We start from the raw sequence: 19,034 nt of genomic DNA, 5'->3' as shown, positions 1-19,034 counted from the left end.
ACTACACCCATGTCCGGGGGCGGTAACGATTGGCACGTTCCACCAGGTCGATCCTCTCCTCGCCGCTGCGCGCCAGCCGGGCCAGCGTGCGGTACGAACGCTCCAGGCCGAAACGGAGGCCCCGCTCGTCCAGGCCGCTGCCGAGCAGCGTCCGTCCCCCGGCGGCGGCGGGAGGAGCGGAACCCTGGCCCCCGGAGAGTACCCAGTCCAGCCCGCAACCGAGGACTTCGGCCGCCAACAGCTCGCGCCGTGCCGGATCCAGACCGTACGCCTCCAGGGCCTCGACCTGCCCGGCGGCGGCGCTCAGGTCGTCCAGGAACGGTACGTCACCGGCGGCTGCCGTACGCCCGCGCAACCGCGCCCGGACGGACGCCACCCGCGCGGCCGTGTAGTGGATGGAGGACTCCGGCACCGACACCAGCGTCCGCACGGCGCCGCCGCGGTCCCCGGCCGCCAACCGCACCCGAGCCAGCCCGAACGCGGCGCTCACATGGCTCGGGTCGGTCGACCACACCAGGCGGTAGTACTCGGCGGCGTTGTCCAGCTGGCCCAGCACCTCCGCGCACACGCCGAGCGCCAGCTTCGGCGCGATCTCGCCGGGGAACGCGTCGTAGATCGCGTCGAAGGCGAGCGCGGCACCCTCGTGGTCGCCGGTGACCAGCGAGGCCACCCCCCGGTACCAGACCACCCGCCAGTCGTCGGGGTCCCGCTCCTCCAGCGCGCCCAGCACCGCCAGCGCGGTGGGCCACTCGCCGGTCTCCAGCCGGGCGCGGATCTCACGCAGCCGGGTCTCCGCCGACGGGGCGGGCGCGGCGGCGAGCGCGTTGATCAGCTCACCGGGCGCGGACGCCAGCAGACCCGCGAGGAAACCGGCGTTGGGGTCGGACGGGTGGACGTGCGGCACGGGCAGGGCGAGCGCGGCGGCGGCGCAGTCGACGGGCTTGACGAGGGCGGCGGGCGGGAGCGCGTGAGGTGCGCCCTCACGGGACCCGCGGGACTTGCGGGAGCGGTCCGGGCGGGCGCCCAGGCGGGAGACGTCCCCGCCCGGCGCGGGGAACAACTCCGTGTCCGTCACCCGCGGTTCCGGGCCGAAGAGCGTGGACAGCGCCGGACGCGCCCGGCCCGACTGCAGGGAGACCACCTCGCGCAGCACGCCCGTCAGCTGCTCGGCCATCTCCTGCGCGGAGGAGAACCGGCGGGCCGGGTCCGGGTCGGTGGCGCGGACCAGGAAGCGGTAGAACGACTCGTACCGCCGGAAGACCTCGATGTTGTCCGGGTCGGGCAGCGAGTCCACGTAGACGTTCGTGTAGCCCTGGAAGTCGAACGTGAGGACGGCGAGCGTACGGGCCACCGTGTACAGGTCCGACGCCACCGAAGGACCGACGTCGGCGACCTCCGGCGCCTGGTAGCCGACCGTGCCGTAGATGGCCGACTCCTCGTCGTCCATCCGGCGCACCGCGCCCATGTCGATCAGCTTGAGCTGGTCCTCGGTCTGGATCGCGTTGTCGACCTTGAAGTCGCAGTACAGCAGGTTCCGGCTGTGCAGATGGCCGAGCGCCTCGAGGGCCTCGATGCCGTACGCGCACGCCTGCTCCACCGGCAGCGGATCGCGCCTGCCCTCCGGGGTGCGGCGGCCGTTGGCGATCTCCTTCAGCGACTTGCCGCCCAGGTACTCCATGACGATGTAGCCGTCGAGGGAGCCGGTGCGCTGGTCGAGGTGCTCCACGAAGTTGTAGATCCGCACGATGTTGGCGTGCTCGATCTCCGCGAGGAAGCGCCGCTCGGAGATCGCCGCCGCCATCGCGTCCTGGTCGCCCGTGTCCAGCAGGCCCTTCAGCACCACCCAGCGGTCCGAGACCGCCCGGTCCACGGCGAGGTAGATCCAGCCCAGACCGCCGTGCGCCAGACAGCCGACCACCTCGTACTGGCCGTGCACGACGTCCCCGCCCCGCAGCTTCGGGACGAACGAGTACGGGTGGCCGCACTTGGTGCAGAAGCCCTCCGTGCGCCCCGGCCGGCCGCCGCGGGCCCGGCCCACCTGCGCCCCGCAGTCCGAGCGCGAGCAGAACCGCTTCCGCTCGGGCACCTCGGGATCGTCCAGCACCATCGCGCGCGGATCGGGGCGCGGGATCGGCGGCACCTCGACCAGACCGGCACCGAGGCGGCCCCGGCCGGACGAGGCGGCGCCCGAGCCGGAACCGCGCACCGACACCGAGCGGTTCGTGGTCCGGCCTGACAGCGAGCGGGAGAGCCGCCCGGAGACCGAACGGCGGGACTTCGACGACTGGGACGACGTCCGGGAACTGCGGCCGCTCCGGCCGCTGCGGCCACTGGAACGTCCGCTGCCCGCCGAGCCGCGCGAGTCGCGGCCCCCCACCGTGACGCCGGTCGGGGCCGAGCCGACCATGCCGGTCGGCGACACCACCGGGGCGAGGCCACAGGTGTCGCAGTACAGCTCGCCGCCGCCGACGTCCTCGTACGCGCCCCCGCACTCGGGGCGCTGACACCCGGCCCCGGCTGCCCGGTTCTCCGGTTCGCTCATGACGCGGCCTCCCCCTCGTCGCTCATGCGCCGGATTCCCTCCGGTCGTCGGGCACGCCCTGGCCCGGCACCCGGGGCGCCGTGCCGAGGACCTCCGCCGCCGCCTGCTGGTAGCGCAGCACCGCCCGGTCGGCGGCGCGCAGATCACAGGGCGCGCTCCACAGCATGCGGCGCGCCTTCTCGTACCGCTCCACCAGGACGGGATCCTCCGCCAGACCGTGCCGGGCCACCTTCGCCTTGTACGCGTCCAGCCGGCCGCGCAGCTCGGCACGGACCGCCAGCGGTGCCGTCACCGCGGTCAACGACTCACGGGCGCGCAGCAGTTCGTCCTCCGCCTTCTGCTCCAGGGACTCCAGGAGCGGGGACAGGCGGTGCCACTGGGCGTGTCTGCGGTACTCGGCGGCCGTCGACAGCTGCTCCTGCAGCACGGTCGGCGGCCCGCTGACCACCGGCACCTCCGTCGCGGCGATCTTCGCCAGCACCTCGCCGCGCGCGGTACGGGCCTCGGCGAGGGTGCGGTCGGCGCGGGACAGCACGTCCCGCAGCCTGACGATCCGCTTCTCGGCGTCCTGGCGGACCGTCAGCACCGCGTCGATCTCCCGGCGCACGTCCTCCAGCGCGCGCGCCTCACGGTCGTAGACCGTGGTGTCGGGGCGTCCGCCACCCGGCGCCGAACTGCCTTCCGCCTTGTTCCAGTACGCCAGCGGGTCCGACACCACCTGCTCGCGCAGCTTCGCCAGCGTGCGGGTGATCCGCTCCAGGTCGTCGCCCGCCGGATGCTCGCCCGGGCGCACCCCGACCGAGTGCGCGAGCCGGCCGGTGCGCTGGAGCTCGGCGGCGAGCAGGTCGATCCGGGCGGGCAGCGCCGACCACACCGCGTCGGCGGCGACGACCATGTCCAGCGAGGTCGCGTACAGCTCGTTCATACGGTCGACGAGGGTGGTGAGCGAGTACCGCTCGCTGAGCTTGCCGGGGGCGGCGTGGAGCGTCGGCGCGTTGGCGGTCGCCGCCGCGCTGCCCGCCACGGTCACCGACTCGCCGCGCAGCAGCTCCGTCAGCTCCACCAGGTCCTCACGGCTGGACCAGCGGCGGCGGGAGCGGATGTCCCGGGCCGTGCGCAGCGCGTCCGTGTACGCGTCGAAGTACGTCCACAGCAGCGTGATCGACGCCTCCGTGGCCGTCCAGCGCTCCTCGGTGATGCCGGTGAGCCGCGCGCCCTCCAGGAGTCTTCGGCCCGCGTGGTCCTGCAGGGCGAGGAGCGAGGTCTCGATCGCCTCGTGCTCCGCGCCGAGCCGCGCCAGCGCACGGTCCACCTCGTCCCGGTCCATCACCGGCCCGGTGGGATCCGCGTCGGCCATCGATCACCTCTCGCTGGGGGGTTGTTGACGGTTGGGGGTGCGTCCGGCTGGGGTCGGGTCGGGTTGCTCCGGGGTCAGTTCTCGCGCAGGTACTCCGGGGCCGGGGGCCTCGACTCGGAGGAGTCGTCGCCCAGCGTGGCCGACAGCCACTCGGTGTACGCGTCCTGCCAGCCGTCCGTGGTGTCCTCGCGGAAGTCCACCAGGATCCGGTTGACCCGGCGCACCAGGTCGTCCGCGTCCTTCTTCATCGCCACGCCGTAGTACTCGGTCGTGAAGGCCTCGCCCTTGAGCTGGACCGTCGGATCCTGCGCGGCCTGGCTGGCCGCGAGCGCGCCGTCGGTGACCACCGCGTCGACCTCGCCGAGCTGCAGCCGCACCAGGCAGTCGAGCTGGTTGGGGACGGTGGTGCGGATGTCGGTGGACGCCGGCAGGTCGCCCGTCTCCTTGTCCGTCTCCAGCTTCGCGTACGCGGTCGAGCCCGTCGCCGTGCAGATCTCCTGGTCCGCGAGCGTCTCGTCGTACCCCTTGATCGGTGAGGACTTCGGGGCCAGGACCTGCTGGCCCGTCTTGAAGTACGGCGCGGAGAACGCCACGTCCTTGATGCGGGCGCAGTTGATCGTCATCGTACGGACGACCATGTCGACGCGGCCGGCCTGGATCGCCGGGATGCGCTGGTCGGTCGGGATCGCCTTGAACTGGACCGCGTCCCGGTCGCCGAGTATGTCCTCGGCGATGCGGTGCACCAGGTCGATGTCGAAGCCCTCCAGGGTGCCGCTCTCGCCGCTGTTGGGGTCGCGGTAGCCCCAGCGGTAGCTGTTCTGGTCGACCCCCACGATCAGTTTGCGCTTCTCGCCCCGACGGTTCTTGATCGCCTCGATGGTGGGGCCGTCGGCGTCAGAGGGGGAGAGGGTCTGCTTCTCCGGGGCCGTGCAGTCCTCGTCCGCCTGGGTCCGCGCGGCGTGGGAGACGGTCTGGCCGGTGGTCCTCGAGGGGCCGCCGGCCGGGGGGCCGGTGCAGGCCAGTACCAGCGCGAAGACCAGGGCCAGGGCGCAGGCGGTCGCCATCGCGCCCACTCCGCCCCAGCCCTTCAGGCGGGCCCGCAGGTGTCGTGCGATCATCGTCATGGCCCCCTTCGGCTCGTTCACGCGTCCGTTCATCGGTACTCCGACAGCCTGCGGCCGATGCCCAGCACCGCGCCGGCCGCGCCCAGTACGGCGAGGACGGCCGCGCCGGCCGGCAGGCCCGTCAGCGCGTCCCGGCCGTCGCCGGCCGCCTGCGCGAACTCGCTCTCCTCGTGCGCGAGCGCCGTGGCCAGGTTCTCGTCGACACCGTCGAAGCACTCGCCGGTCGCGCCCTTCGCGCCGATCACCATGTCCAGCGCCTGCTGGTAGTTGCCGTTCTCGTCCTGCTCGCGGGCCGCCGCGTGGCGCTTCCTCCACTCCGTCATGTTGCCCACCGCCGCGTCGACCGGCTTCTCGCCGCTGTCGTCGTCCGCGAGGCGCTGCGCCTGTGCCAGGCCCTTGGCGAGGGCGTCCATGTCGCGGCCGAAGTCGTGGTCGTAGGCGTCGAACGTCTCGTCGCCGACCTTCGTCGTCTCGGCGCCCCGGGCCACCAGGGTCAGGTTCTCGTTGCCCCTCGCCTTCAGGGAGGCGATCCGGGCGTCGTGCAGCACGTTGAGCGAGCGGACGCCGTGGTCGTAGGAGTCGTCGAGGTTCGAGCGGGCGAGGGTGTGGCCGGCCGTCAGCCAGAGGAGGACGACCGCGGCCGCCGCTGTCGCCGCCACCAGGCCGTGGTTGAGGACCCTGTTGGTGCGCAGGTAGTTGCGGCGCATGGCCCAGGCGAGGGCGGCCAGGGTGACGACGCCGAGGGCGATGGCGGGCCAGGGGTAGGGGGTCGCGTCCGCGTAGTCGTCGCGGAGGCGCTGGTTCTCCTTGGTGTAGAGGTCCTCCGCCGCCGGGAGCATCTCCTTCTGCATCTTCTCGTTCGCGTACCGCAGGTAGGCGCCGCCGACGGGGAAGCCCTGGCGGTTGTAGGTGCGGGCGCGTTCGACCAGGCCCTTGTACTCGGGGAGCAGGCGGTTGAGCTTGGTGATCGTCTTTGCGGAGGGGGAGTCGGGGTCCGAGTTGGCCGCGGCGTTGACGAGCTTCGCGGCGGCCGTGCGGATGTCGTTCTCGTAGCGGACCCTGGAGGCGGCGGTCTCCTGACCGCCGGCCAGGAAGCCGCTGGACGCGGCGGTGTTGGCGTCGGCGAGGGAGCGGTAGATGTCGGCGGCGTCCGAGCTGAGGGGCTGGCTGCTGGTGAGGACGTCGTCGGCGGCCTCGGCCCGGTCGGTCATCTGCCAGGCGGTCACCGCGCCGAAGGCGACGACGAGGGCGGCGAGGAGCGCGCCGATGATGCGGAGGCGGCCGGGTTCGGTGGTGGAGGCCCTGCGGAGGCGGTCGACGCCCTCGGCGAAGGCGGTGCGGCGGGCCTCCGGCGGTGGCGGGGTGGGGGCGGGGGTGGGCTGGGGCGGCACCGCGGGCAGCGTGGACACGGGCGTGGGCGTGGGCGTGGCGGTGCCGGGTGGCGCCGTGCCGTTCGGCGTGTGTGTCATGTGACCTCCCCCATGGTCATCCCTCGCGGCAAGTATCGCCGCCGCGACTGACATATGCACCGGCCTTGGCACGATCTTGATCCGATCGCAGCGCGACCGCCGAGAACCCCCGCCCCCACCCTGCCCACGAACACGCCCAGGAAATCAGTTCGGTTCCCATGCGGGTGGCTGTGGTGCGGGGTTCGGTTCGGTGGGGGCTTGGGTTTTATGCCTGCGGCGCCTGTGCGGCTTCGGTGGGGGCGTGCGTAGCGCCCACGGTCGGTGGGTGGGTCGGGGCCGCGTCGGGGGTGCCCGTCCTCGGACTGGCGCGACTGCGTTCCTTGGTGGGGGCGCGGGGTGCGGACGCGCCAGCCACTGCGGGCGGCCACCCCCGCCCCGTCCCCTCCCCGCCGTAGGCGCCGTCCTCCGCGGGCAGTCGTGCCGCTGGGGCGGCACGGGTGGGCGGTGGGGGTACCTCCCGCTCGAGCGAAGCCGAGAGTGGGGGAGGCACCCCGCAAGCGCCGGGCCGCGCGAACACCCCCCGGCCCACACCAACACGGGGCACCCGTAAGGCGCCGGGCCGCGCAACCCCGCCCCGGCCCGCAGCAACGCGGGGCACCCCGTAAAGTGCGCCGGGCCGCGCGAACACCCCCCGGCCCACCCCGACGCGCGGGGCCGTCAAGCCTCGTAATGCCCGCGCAGCCGCTCGTGTGCCTCCTCGGGCACGTCCAGGTGGTCCAACCCCAGCAGGGCCGCCCCCAGTACAGGGCTCGCGGTGACCACCCGAGGCATCGCCTTGGGTGCCCGGGCGGCCAGCAGGCCGTGTATACGGTCGTCGAGCCGGGGGTGCCGCGCCGCCAGCACCCCACCCCCCAACAGCACCGGCGTCTCCTCGTCCAGCAGCCCCAGCCGCGTCAGCGCGACGACGGCCATCGTCACGATCTCCTCGGCCTGCCGGTCGACGATCGCCCGCGCGACCCCGTCCCCCTCCGCCGCGACACCGAAGAGCACCGGAGTCAACTCGTGCCGCCGGGCCGCGGGCACATGCTCGAGGTGCAGCGCCTCGATCAGCGCGGGCATGTCGGGAAGCCCGAAGTGGGAAGGCAGGGCGCGGGCCAGAGCGGTGGGCGCTCCCCGCCCGTCCCAAGCACGCGCCGCGTACCAGAGCGCCTCCTCCGCGAGCGCCCAACCCCCGCCCCAGTCCCCGGAGATCCGCCCCACCGCCGGAAAGCGGGCCGTACGGCCGTCGGGAAGCATCCCCACGCAGTTGATGCCCGCCCCGCAGACGACGGCCACTCCCCGGGGTTCGGCCACCCCCGCCCGCAGGATCGCGAACGTGTCGTTGCGCACCTCGACACTCGCGCCCCAGCCCCGCTCCGCCAGCGCCGCCGCCAAGAGCTGTTCCTCGACGGGCAGATCGGCGTTGGCCAGGCAGGCCGAGACGTGGGAGACGGCCGGGGTGCCGGCGGCGCCGAGCGCCCGGTCGACGGCCTCGGCGAGAGCGGACATCGCCGCCTCCAGGCCCACGGCCGGCGGCCGGAACCCCTCCCCCCGCGCCGTCGCCAGCACCGTCCCGTCGTGGGCGACCACCGCCACGTCCGTCTTGCTGTTGCCGGCGTCGATGGCGAGGACGCCCGCGGTCAGGCCCACGTGAGGTGCTCCCGGTTGTGTGCGACGAGCTCGTCGGTGAGCCGGTCGGCGTACTCGTACTGGCCGATCAGGGGATGGGCCAGGAGCGCACGGAAGACCCGGTTCCGGGTGCCGTGCAGGGCCGCCTCCAGGGCCAGGTCCTCGTACGCGGTGACGCCGGCCATGAGGCCCGCGAACAGGGGGTCCACGGAGGGGACGGGGAGCGGGACGGCGCCCTCGGGGCCCACCGCCGCCGGTACTTCGATCACCGCGTCGTCGGGGAGGAAGGGCAGCGTGCCGTTGTTGAGGGTGTTGACCACCTGGTGGGGGGAGCCCGCGCCGCGCAGGAGCGCCGCCGCCAGGTCCACGGCCGCCTCCGAGTAGTAGGCGCCGCCCCGTTGGGACAGCAGGGCCGGTTTCTCGGCGAGCGTCGGGTCGGCGTAGAGGGCCAGGAGGCGGCGTTCCATGTCGGCCACCTCGGCCGCCCGGGAGGGCTTGGTGCGCTGTTCCCGTACGACCTCGTCGTGCGCGTAGAAGTAGCGCAGGTAGTAGGACGGGACCACGCCCAGGCGGTCCAGCAGGGGGCGGGGGAGGCGGAGGTCGGCGGCGATCGTGTCGCCGTGGGCGGAGAGGAGGCGGGGGAGGACGTCCTCGCCCGCCGGGCCGCCCAGGCGTACCGCCGTCTCCCAGGTGAGGTGGTTCAGGCCCACGTGGTCCAGGTGGATGGCGGTGGGGTCGGTGTCCAGGAGCGCGGCGAACTTGCGCTGGAGCCCGATGGCCACGTTGCACAGGCCCAGTGCCTTGTGGCCGGCCTGGAGCAGTGCCCGGGTGACGATGCCCACGGGGTTGGTGAAGTCGATGATCCAGGCGTCGGGGTTGGCCCGCCGTACGCGGTCGGCGATGTCCAGGACCACCGGGACCGTGCGCAGCGCCTTGGCCAGGCCGCCGGCGCCGGTCGTCTCCTGGCCCACGCAGCCGCACTCCAGGGGCCAGGTCTCGTCCTGCTGCCTGGCGGCCTGGCCGCCCACCCGGAGCTGGAGGAGGACCGCGTCGGCGCCGTCCACCGCCGCGTCCAGGTCGGCGGTGGTGGTGATGGTGCCGGGGTGGCCCTGACGGGCGAAGATGCGGCGGGACAGGGCGCCGATCAGCTCCAGGCGCTCCGTCGCGGGGTCGGTGAGGACCAGCTCGGTGATCGGGAGCGTGTCCCTCAGACGGGCGAAGCCGTCGACGAGTTCGGGGGTGTAGGTCGAGCCTCCGCCGACCACGGTGAGTTTCATAGTCATCCCTTGACTCCGGTGAGGGTGACGCCCTCCACGAACGCCTTCTGGGCGAAGAAGAACACGAGGATCACGGGGGCCATGACCAGCACGGTCGCCGCCATGGTGAGGTTCCAGTCGGTGTGGTGGGCGCCCTTGAAGGATTCCAGGCCGTAGGAGAGGGTCCAGGCGGCCGGGTTCTCCGAGGCGTAGATCTGCGGGCCGAAGTAGTCGTTCCAGGCGTAGAAGAACTGGAAGAGGGCCACGGCCGCTATGCCGGGCTTGGCCATGGGGAGTACGACCCTGAGGAGGGTGCGGAGTTCGCCGCAGCCGTCCACGCGGGCCGCGTCCAGGTACTCGTCGGGGATGGTGAGGAGGAACTGGCGCAGGAGGAAGATCGAGAAGGCGTCGCCGAACGCCATCGGGACGATCAGGGGCCAGAGGGTGCCGGAGAGGTCCAGCTGTTTCGCCCAGAACAGGTACATCGGGATGATGACCACCTGGGGCGGCAGCATCATCATCGAGATCACCAGCATGACCGACAGGTTGCGGCCCCGGAAGCGGAACTTGGCGAGCGCGTACGCCACGGGGAGCGAGGACACGACCGTGAGCACGGTGCCGAGACCGGCGTAGAGCAGGGTGTTGCGCCACCAGGTGAGGAAGCCGGGGGTGTCCCACACCCTGCGGTAGTTGTCCCACTCCCAGGTGTCCGGCACCAGGTCGCGGGTGAGGGCCTGCTGGTCGCTCATCAGCGAGGTGAGGACGACGAAGACGAACGGCAGGGTGAAGAAGAGCGCGGCGGCCACGCCGAGCGCGTGGACGGCGATCCACTCCAGCAGGGCCCGGCGGCGTGCGGTGCGCCGCTCGGGCGGCGGCGGCGCGGTGAGGCGTACGGGTTCGTCCAGTAGCTGGGTCATCGGTCACCTGCCTGGATCAGTCCGCCCCGGCGGCGCATCAGCAGCGCCGTGAACGCCATCGCCAGGGCGAAGAGGACCAGGGCCACCACGCAGGCCGAGCCGTAGTCGAAGCGCTGGAAGCCGAGGTTGTAGACGAGCTGGGGGAGCGTGAGGGTCGACTTGTCGGGGTAGCCCGGTTCGAACTGCTGGCCGGAGCCGCCGATGACGCCCGAGGCGACCTTTCCCGCGATCAGTGGCTGTGTGTAGTACTGCATCGTCTGGATCACGCCCGTGACCACGGCGAACAGCACGATGGGGGAGATGTTGGGGAGGGTGACGAAGCGGAAGCGCTGCCAGGGGGACGCCCCGTCCAGCGACGCCGCCTCGTACTGCTCCTTGGGGACGTCCAGCAGGGCGGCCATGAAGATGACCATCAGGTCGCCCACGCCCCAGAGCGCGAGCGCGGTCAGTGCCGGTTTGGACCAGGCGGCGTCCGTGAACCAGCCCGGCGCCGGCACGCCCCATCCCTCCAGTACGGCGTTGACCGGGCCGGTGCCGGGGTTGAGGAGGAAGACGAAGGCGAGCGTCGCGGCGACCGGTGGGGCCAGGCAGGGGAGGTAGAAGAGGGTGCGGAAGACTCCCGTGCCCGTCTTGATCCTGGTGATGAGCAGGCCGACGCCGAGGCCGAACACCACCCGGCAGGTCACCATGACCAGGACCAGCCAGAGGGTGTTGCGCAGGGCCGGCCAGAACAGCGGGTAGTCCTGGAAGACGTACGCCCAGTTGTCCAGGCCCCGGAACTCCGGGACGCCGAAGCCGTCGTACCTCATCAGCGAGAAGTACACCGTGGAGACCAGCGGGTAGGCGAAGAAGACGCCGAAGCCGATGAGCCACGGGGAGAGGAAGGCGAGCGTCCGGAGCGCCGAGGCGCGGTGCTTCGTACGGAGGGTGGTCGTGGACATGGACCGCTACTTCGCCTGTTCGATGTCGCGGTCGATCTGCTCGGCGGTCTTCGCCAGGCCCGCCTCGAGGTCCTTCACCTTGCCGGACTCGTACTGGAAGCCGAAGTCCTGGAGCGTCGTCTGGTACGTGGAGCCGTTGACGGAGGCCGGCGGGGTGTTCGACTCGGGGTGCTGGGCGATGTCCAGGAAGGTCTTGAAGGCCGGGTCCGTCTTCAGGTCGGGGGACTTCAGGGCCTCGAAGGTGGAGGGCACGTTGCGGATGGCGTTGGCGAAGGAGACGACGGCCTCGGTGTCGGTCGTCATGTACTCCACCAGTTCCCACGCGGCGTTCTGCTTCTTGCTCTGCGGGGCGATGCCCATGATCGTGCCGGAGAGGAAGCCCTTGCCGTACTCGTCCACCTCGTCGTCGGCGACGGGCAGGGGCGCGGTGCCGATCTCGAAGTCGACGCCGGCGTCCTTCGCCATGCCCAGGCGCCATTCCCCGTCGAGCTGCATGGCGACCTGGCCGGTGTGGAAGGGGTGTTCGGCGCCCCACTCGTCGCCGAAGGTGTTGCGGTACTTCTCCAGCCTGTCGAAGCCGCCGAGGTCGTCGACGAGCTTCTTCTGGTACGTGAACATCTCGGCGAAGGCCGGGTCCTTGGCGATGTTGGACTTGCCGTCGGCGTCGAAGTAGGCGTGGTCCCACTGGGACATGTAGTGGTCGACGACCGTCTCGTAGCCGTGGTAGTTCGGCATGAAGCCGAGCCGGTCGTAGGTGTCGCCCTCGGACTTGGTGAGCTTCTTGGCCACCTCGGCGAACTCCGACCAGGTCTTGGGGGGTTCGGCGATGCCCGCCGCCTCGAAGGCGTCCTTGTTGTAGTAGAGGCCGTAGGCGTCGCCGAGGAGGGGGAGGGCGCAGCGGACGCCCTCGAACTGGGTGTAGTCCAGCATCGGTTTCGGGATCGTCGCCTCGAGGTCGAGCTTCGACTTCTCGATGAAGGGCTTCAGGTCGAGGAAGGCGCCCGAGGAGCAGAACTTGCCGACGTTGGACGTGGTGAACGAGGAGACCACGTCGGGGCCGTTCGAACCGCCCGCGCGCAGGGCCTGGTTGAGCTTGTCGTCGTTGATGTTGCCGACGACCTTCACCTTGATGTTGGGGTGCGCCTTCTCGAAGCGGTCCACGTTCTCCTGGACCGCCTTCACCTCGGCGGGGGCGCTCCAGCCGTGCCAGAAGGTGATGGTCGTCTCGGCGTTCGGGTCGTCCGTGGCGCCGGTCTCGGACTGGCCGGTGCAGGCCGTGGTGAGGACGGCGAGGGAGGCGGTGGCGGCCAGCGCGAGGGTCGCTTTTCTGGATATTCCGGGCATGACTGTGCTCCCTTGGGCAGGGGTGGGAGGGCGGAAGGGGAAGGGGTGGGGCTAGCGGGAGGTGTCGAAGACCTCGTCGCGGGCGGTCGCCAGCGCGCTTTCGAGCGCGCCGCGCAGGACCGGGTGTTCATGGACGTCGCCCACGACCAGGCGGGGGCGGGAGGCGGCCAGTTCCTCCAGTTCGGCCTGGATCAGGGTGCGCAGCGCCTCGCCGCCGGAGGTGAGGCCGGTGCCGCTCAGGACGACGAGTTCGGGGTCGAGGACGGAGACCAGGGAGGCGAGGCCGGTGGCCAGGCGGGTGGCGTAGGTGCGCAGGAGGCGGTGGAGCCTGTCGTCGTCGGGGGCCGCCGCCGCGCGTGCGAGGAGGGTGGCGGCCGTCTCGGGGTACGGGTCCTGCGGGATGTCCTCGACGCCCAGCTCGCGGGCGAGTCGCGGGACGGCCTGGGAGCCGGCCAGCTCCTGGAAGCCGCCGCTGTTGGCCTTGGTGACCTGGCGGACCAGGGGGGTGCCCGGCACGGGGAGGAAGCCGACCTCGCCGGCGCCTCCGGTCCAGCCCCGGTGCAGCCGGCCGCCGAGCACCAGGGCGGCGCCCAGGCCCTCCTGGTTCCACAGCAGGACGAAGTCGGAGTGGCTGCGGGCCGCGCCGAGACGCTGCTCGGCCAGGGCGACCAGGTTGACGTCGTTCTCGTACTCGAACGGCATCGGCAGCGCGGCGGCCAGTTCGTCCAGCAGCGTGGGGGAGTGCCAGCCGGGCAGGTGGGAGGCGTAGCGCAGGCGGCCGGTGTTCGGGTCGAAGGCGCCCGGCGTCCCGATGACCAGGCGGTGGACGTCGGCGCGGGACAGCCCCGCCGCCTTCACCGCGCCGTCCAGGGCGTCGGTGACCTGCTGGACGACGGGAACGCCGGAGCGGCGGCCGGGGACGGGCAGTTCGTGCCGGCCGACCGTGCGGCCGGTGACGTCGGCGACGGCGGCGCGTATCCGCCGGTGGTTGACGTCCAGTCCGGCGGCGTACGCGGCGGCCGGGTTGACCTCGTAGAGCTGGGCGCCGGGGCCCGGGCGGCCCTCGGTGGTGCCGGTGGCGAGGACCAGTCCGGCCGCTTCCAGGCGGGCCAGGAGCTGGGAGGCGGTCGGCTTGGACAGGCCGGTGAGCTTGCCGATCCGGGTGCGGGACAGCGGCCCGTGCTCCAGCAGGAGGTCCAGGGCGGTGCGGTCGTTCATGGCGCGCAGCACACGCGGGGTGCCCGGCGTACCGGCGGTTCCTGCCATGGGGTGCGACACCTGCCCTTCCTCGGCCGCCCAGCTTCTCAGCGGCCGGTGCGGGACGTCCATCCCGGGCGGTCGCGATCACTGTTAGGAAAGTTTCCTATCGGTGGGGAGGAACGTAAGCCCGGCGCGGAAGGGGCGTCAAGAGGGGAGTACGGGAAAGGGCGGCACCCGGGGAGTTCCGGGTGCCGCCCTTCGCGAGCCGGCGGTTACTTCGTGGTGCTCGTCGGCGGGGGCAGCGGGGAGGCGGCGATCGACTGCGGGGAGACCGAGCTCGCGTAGACGGACGGGGCCGCCATGCCGGCCGTCGGATCGGCGGCCGGCGCGTCCTCCGTGGCCGTGGCGCCGCCGACGATGCGGATGCCCCGCGCGTCGAAGGCCCGCTTGATGCGCCAGCGCAGCTCCCGCTCCACCGTCAGGGACTTGCCCGGCATGGTCTTCGCGGAGAGGCGGACCACCATCGACTCCAGCAGCACCGAGTCCAGGCCGAGCACCTCGATCGGGCTCCACAGGAGCTCGTTCCAGGGCTCCTCCTTGCCCATCTTCTCGGCGACCTCGCTCAGCACGGCCTTCACCCGGTCCAGGTCCTCGTCGGAACGGACCGTGACGTCGACGCCCGCGGTCGCCCAGCCCTGGGAGAGGTTGCCTATGCGCTTGACCTCGCCGTTGCGGACGTACCAGATCTCGCCGTTGTCGCCGCGCAGCTTGGTCACCCGCAGCCCGACCTCGATCACCTCACCGGACGCCACCCCCGCGTCGACGGTGTCGCCGACGCCGTACTGGTCCTCCAGGATCATGAAGACGCCGGAGAGGAAGTCCGTCACCAGGTTGCGCGCGCCGAAGCCGATCGCCACACCCGCGACACCGGCCGAGGCCAGCAGCGGGGCCAGGTTGATCTGGAAGGTGCCGAGGACCATCAGCGCGGCCGTGCCCATGATCAGGAACGACGCCACCGAACGCAGCACCGAGCCGATCGCCTGCGAGCGCTGCCGGCGCCGCTCGACGTTGACCAGCAGGCCGCCGAGCGCGGTGCCGTCCACCGCCTGGCCGGTCCGGGACATCCGGTCGACCAGCTTGGTGATCGCCCGCCGCACCACGACTCTCAGCACCATCGCGATCACCAGGATCAGCAGGACCCTGAGCCCGATCGCGAGCCACGTCGACCAGTTCTCCTCGACCCAGCCGGCGGCGTTCGTGGCGCTCTCCTGGGCGTCCTGGAGCGAGGGCACCCGCGGTGTCCCGGACTCCGAGGGCGTCGGCGACGGATCGGCGGCCGACAGGACGGCGGACAAGGACACGGCAGGTACCTCCAGGTGCATGTCTGCCCACGATGCGGCGGTCAAGGTCTTCAAGGTCACGATCGGGTCACCGGACGGGCAGAACCACCACACTAACGGGGCATTGTGCGGGGATCGGCACCATGTGTGAAGAAGAGACAGTCCTCACCCGCGCTTGAACAGGCCATGATCCTGGGGATGAATCGGGATGTGGTCGAAAACACTCCCAGCCCGTTACCGGGACATGGTGGCGCGTCCACCAGGCATGAGGGGAGACTGACTACGGATCGTCCCGGCGCGAGCCACGCGCCGCCGGCGTACAAGGAGGCCGTCCGTGCCGCATGTCCTGGTCCTCAACGCGTCGTACGAGCCGCTCGGCGTCGTACCGCTCCGCCGCGCGCTCGTGCTCGTCCTCGAGAACAAGGCAGTCTGCCTCGAGGAGACCGGCGCCCATCTGCACAGCGCGACCATCACAGTCCCCGCACCCAGCGTGGTCCGGCTCAAGCGTTTCGTGCGGGTCCCCTACCGGGGGCCCGTTCCCCTCACCCGCCGGGCGCTGTTCGCTCGTGACGGGGGCCGGTGCATGTACTGCGGTGGCGTCGCAACCAGCGTCGACCACGTCATCCCGCGCAGCCGCGGGGGCAAGCACGTCTGGGACAACGTGGTGGCGTCCTGCCGCCGCTGCAACCACGTGAAGGCCGACCGTCACCTGATCGAGCTGGGCTGGCGCCTGCACCACAAACCCGCCCCGCCCACCGGCCTGGCCTGGCGCATCATCGGCACCGGCCACCGGGACCCGCGCTGGCTGCCCTACCTGCAGCCGTACGGCGCGGACGACGCGATGGCCCGGATCGACGGCATCTCCGCCTGACGCCGTATCCGGGCCCACGCATGACAGGGGCCCGGTTCCGGGCGCTCCGCGCGGCGCGAACACGTCGGCGTCAGGTGTTCACGCTCGCGCGGACGGGTCCCGGGCCGGGACGTCCCACTCGGCGTACCCCGTCATGCCGACGGTCCTCGACCCGCGGGGTGCGGTGACCGAGGGCGACGTCGCCGGCGGTTCCCGGCCGCCCCTCACCCGGAGACGAGCCGCGCGGCCCGACGACGGTCCGGACCATCCGGTCCCGGGGAACCCCCGTTCCCCCGGGACCGTGGCGAGCCCCCGCGCGGCGCGTCAGTCGCGCCGCCCCTCCGGCCGCGCCCCGCGCACGGCGTACAGTGCCGTGCCCGCTGCCAGGAGCACGACGGCGGTCACCCAGGCGACGTGCCGCCCGGCTGGTTGTACGGGCCAGGCCCAGAGCTGGACCAGGGGGCCCCGGGCACTTGCGGAGCCTATGTACACCGCGCTCACGTAGGCGAAGACCGGGAGCCAGCTCAGGCGGGCGCCGAGGAGGGTGACCGCGGCGGCCGTCAGGCCGGTGCAGCCGAGGGTGTTGCGGATCATCGCCGGGGAACCGAAGGGGGACGGGTGGCCGTGGACGGCTGCCGCGAGCAGGAGTGCCGCGCAGCAGGTCAGGGCCAGGAGGTGGAGCAGGCGCCGGCGCCACCAGGGGCGTACGGCGGTGCGGTCCAGTTCCTCGGAGGCGCTGTGCAGGCTGGTGCCGATGACCGCCGCCGCGAACAGGGGGGCCAGGGCGACCACCGGAACCTGGCGGTACGGGTCGAAGTAGGCGTTCAGGCCCCGGGCGCCGCAGACGGCGAGGGCGGCCGTCGCGAGGAGCACGAGCACCGTGCGGGGGAGGATGCGGGAACGGGCGTAGAGGACGAGGCCGTGGGTCATGGCGCCGGCACCGCGCTCGGGTCGCAGTCGCCGCGGCCTGCGAAGTACGTCGAGAGCCATGCGCGACGGTCCTCGGCGCTCATGGAGGACAGGCGGGCGCGGGCGGCGAGTTCCTTCTTCAGTTCGGCGCGGTGGGCTTCGTCCCCTCGGGCCTGCAGTTCGTCGAACTTCTGCGTCGACGGGCTGGGTGCCAGATAGTGCTCCACGGCCTCGTCCACCCTCATCGCCCGCCTGTCCAGGCGATCGCACTCGTACCGGCCGTGCAGCATCCCCCCGGCCGACCAAGCGAACTGCTCCGGGTCGGTGAGCCGGCCTCGCACCACCGACCAGCCGATCGGTGTCGTCATCGGCAGTTCGACCTCGTCGGGACCCGGTCGGCCGGGTAGGTCCTCGAAGCGGACCGGGAGGTTCTTTACGCCTTCCAGGCGGTCCGTCAGTCCGGAGAGTGCCTCGGTGACCTGGGGGAGCAGCTTCTCGTAGCGGGCGTTGACGCAGATGTGGGGGGTGGTGGAGGTGTCACACACCTGGCGGCGGGCCAGAGGGTCGGTGTGCCACATGTCGTCGCCGGTCTGCAGCAGCAGCGCGCCCGCGGCGGTCGCGGCGGCCAGCGGCAGCAGCGCCACCGTGCGGCGGCGGGCGGTGCACGCGAGGACCGCGGCCGTCGCGAGACCGCCCGTCCACACCACCGTCACCAGCGGCTGCCACCACACCGGTACCGAGGTCAGCGGGCCGTCGGCGAGCGGGGAGAGGTAGCGGACGGTGTCCCGGTTGCCGTGCTCCAGCATGCCGAGGCCGACGTATCCGGCCGCCGCCAGCAGCGGTGCCGTCAGTCGCCAGGACACCAGTCGGCCCGCCACATGGCCCAGCAGCGCCACGGACACCAGGACGGCCGCGTCCATGAGCGGGGTGGCCGGGCGGGGCCGGTCGCCCATGGCGCAGTACCAGGTGGCGAGCCAGGCGGCCGCCGCCGCGAGGGCGTACCCGGCGACCAGCCAGAGGGCGACCGGGAGGGCCGACGCCAGGTGACCGGCCGTACGGCTGCGGGCGGTCGTCGCCAGCAGTTCCTCCGTGCCGCGCCGGTGTTCCCGCTGGCCCTGCCAGCAGCCCGCCGCCAGGGCGAGGGGCGCGCCGAGCAGCAGGGCGGCCAGGTGCAGCCGTTCGCGCGTCTCCGCCCAGCCGCCCTGCCACTGTCTCGCCGAGACCCCCATCGCCACCAGGAGCATCAGCAGCATCGCGGCCCCGGCCAAGGGGGCGAAACCGCGCAGGATCTCTCCGCGCAGGGGGTGCCGGGTGAGGGGTGGGCGCGGTGGTGTGCCGGCGGTGGGGGACCGCTGTTCCGTTTCCGCTGCGAGGCTCATCGGACCGCCCCCTCCCCGATACGAGCGTCCGACGGGCGGTGGGCCCGCAGCGCTGCCGTGTAACCCCGTTCGATGGGATGGTCCCCGATGCCGCCCGCCTCCTCGCCGAGCGCGGAGAGCGACTCGGGGGTGCCGCGGTAGGCGACCCGGCCCGCATCGACGAGGGTGACCCCGGTGCAGGCCGCCGCCACGTCCTCCACCAGGTGGGTGGAGACGAGGACGGTGGAGGAGCCGCCGAGTTCGCGCAGCAGCTCACGGAACTCCACCCGCTGCTCCGGGTCCAGACCGGCGGTCGGCTCGTCGAGCAGCAGCACCCGGGGGTCGTTGACGATCGCCTGGGCGATACCGACCCGGCGGACCATGCCGCCGGACAGGCGACGCACCTTCGCGTCGACACGGTCGGCGAGGCCGACGCGGGCGACGGCCCGCTCCACCGCCGCCGGAATGACGGACGCGGGCATCTCCTTCAGCCACGCCACGTACGCGACGAACTCCCGCACGGTGAAGCCCGGGTAGTAGCCGAAGTCCTGCGGCAGATAGCCCAGCCGGCGGCGCAGCGGGCCGCGTTGCCGTGGGTCGCCGGCGTCGTGGCCGAGGATCTCCACCCGGCCGTCGGCCGGTTCGGCGACCGTGGCGAGGACGCGGATCAGCGAGGTCTTGCCGGCGCCGTTCGGGCCGAGCAGCCCGTGGACGCCGGGGCCGAAGTCCAGGTCCACCGAGTCGAGCGCGACGGTCCGGCGGTGCCGGACGCTCAGGCCGGAGATCCGGATCGTGGTGTCGGGGTCCGTACTCAAGTCT

15 protein-coding genes are annotated in these 19,034 nt (G+C 72.4%); 1 reads left to right on the top strand and 14 read right to left on the bottom strand.

Annotated features, from left to right (window positions below):
- Position 1 precedes the first annotated feature (1 nt).
- The 11 genes from ACZ62B_RS14045 to ACZ62B_RS13995 form a co-directional block, all read right to left on the bottom strand.
- A complete protein-coding gene (locus tag ACZ62B_RS14045) occupies positions 2-2,542 on the bottom strand; it encodes a serine/threonine-protein kinase (RefSeq protein WP_344563330.1) in 2,541 nt (846 codons plus the stop codon).
- Between the two features lie 22 nt (positions 2,543-2,564).
- Complete coding sequence (locus ACZ62B_RS14040; RefSeq protein ID WP_344563328.1) at positions 2,565-3,899, bottom strand: hypothetical protein; 1,335 nt, start codon at positions 3,897-3,899, stop codon at positions 2,565-2,567.
- A 74-nt stretch (positions 3,900-3,973) separates the two neighbouring features.
- On the bottom strand, positions 3,974-5,017 hold the full coding sequence (locus tag ACZ62B_RS14035; protein WP_344563326.1) for a glutamate ABC transporter substrate-binding protein: 1,044 nt from the start codon (positions 5,015-5,017) through the stop codon (positions 3,974-3,976).
- Between the two features lie 35 nt (positions 5,018-5,052).
- Positions 5,053-6,492, bottom strand: coding sequence for a hypothetical protein (locus ACZ62B_RS14030; RefSeq protein WP_469690424.1), 1,440 nt, complete (start codon positions 6,490-6,492; stop codon positions 5,053-5,055).
- Between the two features lie 657 nt (positions 6,493-7,149).
- Positions 7,150-8,121 carry an N-acetylglucosamine kinase gene (locus ACZ62B_RS14025; protein ID WP_344563322.1) on the bottom strand — a complete coding sequence of 324 codons (972 nt, stop codon included), beginning with the start codon at positions 8,119-8,121 and terminating at the stop codon, positions 7,150-7,152.
- Positions 8,112-9,377, bottom strand: coding sequence for a 6-phospho-beta-glucosidase (locus tag ACZ62B_RS14020; RefSeq protein WP_469690694.1), 1,266 nt, complete (start codon positions 9,375-9,377; stop codon positions 8,112-8,114). The genes ACZ62B_RS14025 and ACZ62B_RS14020 overlap by 10 nt, the downstream gene beginning before the upstream one ends.
- Before the next feature lie 2 nt (positions 9,378-9,379).
- Entirely contained in the window at positions 9,380-10,273 is an 894-nt protein-coding gene (locus ACZ62B_RS14015; protein ID WP_344563320.1) for a carbohydrate ABC transporter permease, read from the bottom strand.
- Positions 10,270-11,214 carry a carbohydrate ABC transporter permease gene (locus ACZ62B_RS14010; RefSeq protein WP_469690422.1) on the bottom strand — a complete coding sequence of 315 codons (945 nt, stop codon included), beginning with the start codon at positions 11,212-11,214 and terminating at the stop codon, positions 10,270-10,272. Before ACZ62B_RS14010 ends, ACZ62B_RS14015 begins: the two co-directional genes overlap by 4 nt.
- 6 nt (positions 11,215-11,220) lie before the next feature.
- A complete protein-coding gene (locus ACZ62B_RS14005) occupies positions 11,221-12,558 on the bottom strand; it encodes an ABC transporter substrate-binding protein (RefSeq protein WP_344563316.1) in 1,338 nt (445 codons plus the stop codon).
- Between the two features lie 51 nt (positions 12,559-12,609).
- Positions 12,610-13,824 (bottom strand): ROK family transcriptional regulator, encoded by a 1,215-nt coding sequence (locus ACZ62B_RS14000; RefSeq protein WP_344563314.1) that lies wholly within the window; start codon positions 13,822-13,824, stop codon positions 12,610-12,612.
- Positions 13,825-14,030: 206 nt separating this feature from the next.
- Entirely contained in the window at positions 14,031-15,119 is a 1,089-nt protein-coding gene (locus ACZ62B_RS13995) for a mechanosensitive ion channel family protein (RefSeq protein ID WP_468878274.1), read from the bottom strand.
- A gap of 313 nt (positions 15,120-15,432) precedes the next feature.
- Between ACZ62B_RS13995 and ACZ62B_RS13990 the strand changes: the two genes are divergently transcribed.
- Positions 15,433-15,969, top strand: a complete 537-nt coding sequence (locus ACZ62B_RS13990) for an HNH endonuclease (protein WP_344563310.1) — start codon at positions 15,433-15,435, stop codon at positions 15,967-15,969.
- Between the two features lie 303 nt (positions 15,970-16,272).
- Here the strand turns inward: ACZ62B_RS13990 and ACZ62B_RS13985 are convergent, their stop codons facing one another.
- Genes ACZ62B_RS13985 through ACZ62B_RS13975 form a run of 3 tightly spaced genes read right to left on the bottom strand, consistent with a single transcriptional unit; the run spans position 16,273 to position 19,000 of the window.
- Complete coding sequence (locus ACZ62B_RS13985) at positions 16,273-16,878, bottom strand: hypothetical protein (protein WP_468878278.1); 606 nt, start codon at positions 16,876-16,878, stop codon at positions 16,273-16,275.
- Complete coding sequence (locus ACZ62B_RS13980; RefSeq protein WP_468878281.1) at positions 16,875-18,236, bottom strand: hypothetical protein; 1,362 nt, start codon at positions 18,234-18,236, stop codon at positions 16,875-16,877. Before ACZ62B_RS13980 ends, ACZ62B_RS13985 begins: the two co-directional genes overlap by 4 nt.
- Complete coding sequence (locus ACZ62B_RS13975; protein ID WP_468878882.1) at positions 18,233-19,000, bottom strand: ABC transporter ATP-binding protein; 768 nt, start codon at positions 18,998-19,000, stop codon at positions 18,233-18,235. The genes ACZ62B_RS13980 and ACZ62B_RS13975 overlap by 4 nt, the downstream gene beginning before the upstream one ends.
- Positions 19,001-19,034: the final 34 nt, after the last annotated feature.

The sequence above is a fragment of the Streptomyces sp. NPDC053426 genome (assembly GCF_055585405.1).
This window is presented reverse-complemented; position numbering and strand designations above follow the sequence as displayed.

Excerpts from the sequence above, each read along its gene's own strand:
- ACZ62B_RS14045 (WP_344563330.1), bottom strand. The coding sequence starts at position 2,542 with ATGAGCGAACCGGAGAACCGGGCAGCCGGGGCCGGGTGTCAGCGCCCC.
- ACZ62B_RS14040 (WP_344563328.1), bottom strand. The coding sequence starts at position 3,899 with ATGGCCGACGCGGATCCCACCGGGCCGGTGATGGACCGGGACGAGGTG.
- ACZ62B_RS14035 (WP_344563326.1), bottom strand. The coding sequence starts at position 5,017 with ATGATCGCACGACACCTGCGGGCCCGCCTGAAGGGCTGGGGCGGAGTG.
- ACZ62B_RS14030 (WP_469690424.1), bottom strand. The coding sequence starts at position 6,492 with ATGACACACACGCCGAACGGCACGGCGCCACCCGGCACCGCCACGCCC.
- ACZ62B_RS14020 (WP_469690694.1), bottom strand. The coding sequence starts at position 9,377 with ATGAAACTCACCGTGGTCGGCGGAGGCTCGACCTACACCCCCGAACTC.
- ACZ62B_RS14015 (WP_344563320.1), bottom strand. The coding sequence starts at position 10,273 with ATGACCCAGCTACTGGACGAACCCGTACGCCTCACCGCGCCGCCGCCG.
- ACZ62B_RS14010 (WP_469690422.1), bottom strand. The coding sequence starts at position 11,214 with ATGTCCACGACCACCCTCCGTACGAAGCACCGCGCCTCGGCGCTCCGG.
- ACZ62B_RS14005 (WP_344563316.1), bottom strand. The coding sequence starts at position 12,558 with ATGCCCGGAATATCCAGAAAAGCGACCCTCGCGCTGGCCGCCACCGCC.
- ACZ62B_RS14000 (WP_344563314.1), bottom strand. The coding sequence starts at position 13,824 with ATGGCAGGAACCGCCGGTACGCCGGGCACCCCGCGTGTGCTGCGCGCC.
- ACZ62B_RS13985 (WP_468878278.1), bottom strand. The coding sequence starts at position 16,878 with ATGACCCACGGCCTCGTCCTCTACGCCCGTTCCCGCATCCTCCCCCGC.
- ACZ62B_RS13980 (WP_468878281.1), bottom strand. The coding sequence starts at position 18,236 with ATGAGCCTCGCAGCGGAAACGGAACAGCGGTCCCCCACCGCCGGCACA.